The organism is Nocardiopsis sp. TNDT3 (genome assembly GCF_003427465.1).
Classification (GTDB): Bacteria; Actinomycetota; Actinomycetes; order Streptosporangiales; family Streptosporangiaceae; genus Nocardiopsis; species Nocardiopsis dassonvillei.
The window spans coordinates 1-5434 of the sequence record NZ_QPFC01000907.1 but is presented as its reverse complement, the minus strand read 5'-3'; the positions used below and the strand labels follow the sequence as shown (position 1 = coordinate 5434).

At 74.1% G+C, this 5434-nt stretch carries 7 protein-coding genes; 3 read left to right on the top strand and 4 right to left on the bottom strand.

The features are described from left to right. From DQW06_RS21465 to DQW06_RS21455, 3 genes are all read right to left on the bottom strand, one after another. The coding region (locus DQW06_RS21465) for an inositol monophosphatase family protein (RefSeq protein WP_304598539.1) at window positions 1-445 on the bottom strand (445 nt) is incomplete at its 3' end. Next, window positions 442-1494: an ATP-grasp domain-containing protein gene (locus DQW06_RS21460; RefSeq protein ID WP_041552814.1), complete on the bottom strand. Its 1053-nt coding sequence runs from the start codon at window positions 1492-1494 to the stop codon at window positions 442-444. The genes DQW06_RS21465 and DQW06_RS21460, both read right to left, overlap by 4 nt. A gap of 288 nt (window positions 1495-1782) precedes the next feature. Beyond that, on the bottom strand, window positions 1783-2313 hold the full coding sequence (locus DQW06_RS21455; protein WP_013154301.1) for a YbhB/YbcL family Raf kinase inhibitor-like protein: 531 nt from the start codon (window positions 2311-2313) through the stop codon (window positions 1783-1785). A gap of 289 nt (window positions 2314-2602) precedes the next feature. Between DQW06_RS21455 and DQW06_RS21445 the strand changes: the two genes are divergently transcribed. From DQW06_RS21445 to DQW06_RS21435, 3 genes are all read left to right on the top strand, one after another. Further along, a complete protein-coding gene (locus DQW06_RS21445) occupies window positions 2603-3568 on the top strand; it encodes an LLM class F420-dependent oxidoreductase (RefSeq protein WP_071622505.1) in 966 nt (321 codons plus the stop codon). Between the two features lie 165 nt (window positions 3569-3733). Then, the gene (locus DQW06_RS21440; RefSeq protein WP_041552813.1) at window positions 3734-4279 is read left to right on the top strand and encodes a VOC family protein; all 546 of its coding nucleotides are present in this window, start codon (window positions 3734-3736) and stop codon (window positions 4277-4279) included. After that, complete coding sequence (locus tag DQW06_RS21435) at window positions 4272-5081, top strand: MerR family transcriptional regulator (RefSeq protein WP_232238504.1); 810 nt, start codon at window positions 4272-4274, stop codon at window positions 5079-5081. The genes DQW06_RS21440 and DQW06_RS21435 overlap by 8 nt, the downstream gene beginning before the upstream one ends. A 22-nt stretch (window positions 5082-5103) precedes the next feature. Here the strand turns inward: DQW06_RS21435 and DQW06_RS21430 are convergent. After that, a partial coding sequence (locus tag DQW06_RS21430; RefSeq protein ID WP_157983538.1) for a CdaR family transcriptional regulator occupies window positions 5104-5434 on the bottom strand: 331 nt, incomplete at its 5' end.

Below are 5434 nucleotides of genomic sequence, written 5' to 3'. Positions count from 1 at the left end.
CCTCTACACGGCCGTGCGCGCCCCGGCCGCGCACGGCCGTGTAGAGGGTCGCGGTCTCGGGGGCGAACACGGCGGCCGCCTCCGGCCGCCCCCCGTCCACCAGCGCGACCTGCGTGACGTACCCGGGGAACCCGTGGACGTAGCTGGCGGTCCCGTCGACGGGGTCGATCAGCCAGTACCGGTGCGGCCGCTCGCCGCGCAGCGACTCGGGGTCCTCCTCGCTGACCACCGGGATCCGGCCGTCGATCGCGGTGAGCCGCTCGGACAGGGCCCGGTGCGCCATGGCGTCGGCCCGGGCCTTGAACTGGCTCCCCTCCCACGCCCCGCTGCGCGCGTCCGCGTCGGAGCGCCACTCCCGCAGCAGACCGCCGACCTCCACGACCGCCGCCGCCATCGCCTCGGCCAGCGGGTGCGCGCCGGCGGTCCCCGTCGCGGAGCCGGTCAACGCACACGCACCGGAACGACCGGGACCGGCCCCGTGCCTCCCGCGGACAGCTGCCGGGGCAGCTCCGTGCCGACCGCGGGGGCGGGCGAGATGCCGTGGGAGGTGAACTCCGCCTCGCTGACGAACTCGTCCGTCCACCGCCGCACCATCGCCACCCCCTCGCGCCAGTCGTCCTCCAGGCGGGGCCCGTCCGCGACGGCCTGCCGCAGCAGCCCCGTGATCTCGTCGATCCCGGCCGCCGCGGTGAGCGAGGCCGTGGAGGAGAAGCGCGGGTTGATCTCGAAGATCCTCGGCCTGCCGTCCGCGTCCAGGCACAGCTGCACGTTGAAGGGGCCGTCGGCGCGCAGAGCGGACTGGACCGCCCGGCAGGCGCGGTCCACCTCGCGGTGGCGCCGGGTCACCGCGTACCTGGTCACGCCCTGCTTGAGGACGACCTCCTTGGGCACCACGGCCTGGACCCCGCCGTCCCGCCACACCACCACGGACACCGTGTACTCGGGGCCGCCGACCAGCTCCTGGACGATCAGCTCGTCCGCCGCGTAGCCGCCCTCGGACACCACCCGCGCCATGTCGCGGACGGAGTCGATGACCACCACCCCGCGGCTCCCGCGTCCGCAGCGCGGTTTGACGATGAGTCCGCCGGGCGCGGAATCCGCGGCGCCGCTCGGCCACTCCGAGGCCAGCCAGGTGCGCGGCACGCCGATCCCGGCGTCCTCCAGCTCGCGCATCAGCACGTACTTGTCCAGACAGGTGGTGACGAAGTCCAGCCGGGGCAGCAGCACCTCCACGCCGTCCTTGGCGAGCTCGCCCACCCTGACGAGTTCCTCGTCCACCAGGGGGATGACCGCGACGGCCCCCTCGTCCGCGCACAGCGTCCGCATCCTGGGCAGGAAGGCCTCGCTGTCGCCCGGCGGCACCAGGTACCCGCGGTCGGCCAGGTACAGGCCCGGCGCGGCGGGGTCCACATCGGTCGCCACCACGCGGAAACCCTGTTCCCGCAGGTGGAGGATGGTCCCGGGCGTGGGCGCCGACCCCGCTGTCGTGACCACGACGGTTGGTTTGCTCGCAGGCTGCTGTGGCACCGGTCGAACCCTTTCCGACGTGAACGGCGGACTGGGGGGATGCCTAACGAGCCTAGACCTCGGGGTGCCCGATGGCCCGCAAATGGCCGAATCCGGTTGTCAGGACAACCGAAAGGGCCCACTGCGCGTGTGTCCCCGGCCCCGGGGAGGAGGGGCCGGGGACGGGCGACGCGGCACGGCCGCGCCGCCCGGCCCCGGCGCGTCGCGCGGCCCCGGGTCCCGGTCCCGGCCCGGGCTCCGCGCCGCCCGCGCGGGCTACTCCACCTCGTAGACGGGGGTGACCATCGCACGGCCCAGCGCGTGCGAGAACAGGTTGAAGCCGAGGAAGGCCGGGCTGGCCGACGCGTCCACCTCCAGGCGGGGCACGTCCACCGCGTGCACCACGAAGAAGTACCGGTGCGGGCCGTGCCCGGCGGGCGGCGCCGCGCCGACGTAGCGGTGTCCGCCCGCGTCGTTGCGCAGGGTGACGGCCGACTCGGGGAGGCCGGAGCCGTCCCCCGCGCCCGCGGCCAGTTCGGTGACGTCGGCCGGGATGTTGGCCACCGACCAGTGCCAGAAGCCGCTGGCGGTGGGTGCGTCCGGGTCGAAGCAGGTGACGGCGAAGCTGCGCGTCCCCTCGGGGAAACCGCTCCAGGACAGGTGCGGCGAGACGTCCCCGCCTCCGGCGCCCATGATCCCGCTGACCTGGGCCCGGGGCAGGGTCTGTCCGTCGGCGACGTCGTTGCTGGTGACGGTGAACGACGCGACCTGGGGCAGGAAGTCGTAGGGGGAGGGTGGCGTGGCCACGAAGGGGCCTCCTTCGTTCGTCTGGGATGCGCTCGTGCGGCCCGGCCGGGGGCGCCCGCCGTCGGCGGGGCTCCGGTCCGGGCCCTACGAACATACGCCCCAGAGAGCACGCGCGTCCCGGGGGCGGCGCGCCGTGTCGGAAGGGCGGCGGCGGTGCGCCGGCCGGAGGGGCACGGCCGCCGACGGCGCGAAGGGGGAGGCGCCCCGAGACAACAGACCGACCGGGCGGTACGGTGCTGCCAGCACGGAAAGAGAACCGGATTCGGTTCCACACCGACAGGGAGTCGCCATGACCACTCGCTGGGGCATCACCATCCCGCTGGAGGGGGTCCCGCTCTCCGAGCAGCGGGCCCTCATCGAGCGGCTGCCGGACCTGGGCTACACCGACGCCTGGTCGGCCGAGACCAACGGCACCGACGCCTTCACCCCCCTCGCCCTGGCCAGCGTGTGGGCGCCCCGGCTGCGCCTGGGCACCGCGATCGTGCCCGCCTACACGCGCGGCCCGGCCACCCTGGCGATGAGCGCCGCCGCCCTGGCCGCCGCCGCGCCGGGCCGCTTCGCGCTGGGCGTCGGCACGTCCTCCACCGTGATCGTGGAGCGGTGGAACTCCATCCCCTTCGAGGAGCCGTACAAGAAGGTGCGCGACACCGTGCGCTTCCTGCGCGCCGCGCTCACCGGCGCGAAGGTCAGGGAGGACTACGACACCTTCAGCGTCAACGGATTCGCGCTCGGCGCGGTCCCCGAGCAGGCGCCCCCGCTGCTGGTGGCGGCGCTGCGGCCGGGCATGCTCCGGCTCGCCGGACGCGAGGGCGACGGAGCCGTCATCAACTGGCTCTCGCCGGAGGACGTGCGCACGGTGGTGCCCCACGTGCGCCAGTACGGCGAGGACAAGGAGGTGGTCGCGCGGATCCTCGCCGTGCCCGAAGCCGACCCGGACACCGCCCGGGGGATCGGCCGCTGGGCCATCTCGGCCTACCTCAACGTCCCCGTCTACCGGGCGTTCCACGAGTGGCTGGGCCGCGAGGAGCTCACCCCGATGTGGAAGGCGTGGGACGAGGGGGACCGCAGGGGCGCGCTGGCCGCGATCCCGGACTCGGTGGTGGACGAGCTCATCGTGCACGGCCCCGCCGAGTACTGCCGCGAGCGGATCCGGGCCTACGTCGACAACGGGGTGACCACCCCGGTCGTCGCGCCGATCGGTCCGCCGAACGCGGACCCGGCCGCGGTGGTGCGCGCGCTGGCGCCGCGGGACTGAGGGGCGCGGCGAGGGCAGCGCGAAGCGGAAGGGCCCGGGGGACCCCCCGCTTACCACGCTAGTCCTCGGCGGAACGGTCGGGGAAGGCCGGTCTGTCGCCTGTGGACAACCGCTTCGCGGATCGGGCTTGACCCTCACGCCGCGTGAGGCGGGACGGTGGACCGTATGAGTGATTTCTTCGACGCATTCGAGATGGGCCCCCTGTCCGAGCGCGGACCGGACGCGGTCGCGCCAGAGGTGTTCCGCGGTATCTACGCGATGCCGGTGTTCGTGACGGTTCCGACGTCGGACTTGGCGGCGTCGACGGATTTCTGGGTGCGGGGGTTGGGCTTCGTCGAACTGTTCAGCGTCCCGGGGCAGGTGGTCCACCTGCGCCGGTGGGCGTTCCAGGACGTCCTGCTCGTCCCCGCGGCGGCCGGGGCCGAGCCCCCCGAAGCGCCCGCGATGAGCGTGAGTTTCCTGTGCGTGCTGAGCGAGGTCGATCCGCTGGTCGAGGCGTGCTCGGCCCTCGCGCCGGGAAGCGTGACCGGGCCGCGGGACACGCCGTGGCGTACCCGCGACGTCGAGGTGGCCACCCCCGAGGGCGCGCGGGTCGTGTTCACCGCGGCGCGGGAGTTCGACCCCGACAGCCCCGAGGCGCGGAACCTCGCCTCGGTCGGGATCGTCGCCCCGGGGTCGGCGGAGGGGGGTCACAATGGTGTCCATGGTTGAACGCGAGCGCGACACCGGTGACGGTGTCACGGTGGGCGCGGCCGCCGGGCTGGTGGGGGTGACGGTCCGCACGCTCCACCACTGGGACGAGGTCGGCTTGGCGTCGCCGTCCGCGCGCACCGCGGCCGGCTACCGCCAGTACACCGACGCGGACCTGCGACGGCTGCGCCGAATCGTCGCGTACCGGGAGGCCGGTCTCGGGCTGGACGCGGTGCGTGAGGTCCTCGACGACCGGACGGCGGAGATCGGCGCCACCCTGCGTGAGCAGCGTGCCCGGCTCGCCGAGCGCATCCGGGACCTGCGACGGCACGACGAGCGCCTGGAACGGATGATCGAGGCCCACGAGCGGGGGATCCTCCTCGACGACGAGGCGCAGTCGGAGGTCTTCGGGGCCGGCTGGGACGCTCGTTGGCCCAGGCAGGCCCGCGTCGTGTGGGGCGGTTCCGCGCAATGGGCGCAGTTCGCCGAGCAGGCCGCTTTCCGCACGCGGGAGCAGTGGCAGTCGCTCTCCGCGTCGATGTCCGCGTTGCAGTTCGATCTGGGCGACGCCCTCGACCGGGGTGTCGTGCCGGGCAGCCCGGAGGCGGACGCGCTCGTCGAACGCCACCGCGAAGTGTTCTCCCACTTCTTTCCGCTCACGCGGCGGATGCAGGTGTGCCTGGGGAGGATGTTCGAGTCCGACCCCGGCTTCTCCGCCCACTACGACGGAATCCGGGCCGGGTTGGCCTCCTGGTTCCGGCGGAGCATCGACGAGTGCGCCCGCGCTCACGGGATCGACCCGGAGACGGCCACCTGGCGGTGACCCCGTGGCGCGAAGACGCCCGTCACCCGCCGTCCGGCCACACCGGACCCTCCTCCAGGGGACCGAGCAGACGGCGGGCCCGCAGGACCAGTTCCAGTTCGAAACGCTCTCCGGGCTCGCGCAGCCGTTCGCCGAACAGCTCCTCCAGCTGGCGCAGCCGGTAGCGCACGGTCTGCGGGTGGATGCGCAGCCGCTCGGCGGCCTCGTTGGCGTTGAGCCCCGACTCCAGCCAGGCCAGCAGGGTGTCGGCCATCCGCTCCCGCTGCGGCGGGCGCAACGGCGCCAGCGGAGCGAGCCGGGACCGCGTCATCTCCGCGACCAGCTCGGGATCGCGCGACAGCAGCAGCACGGGC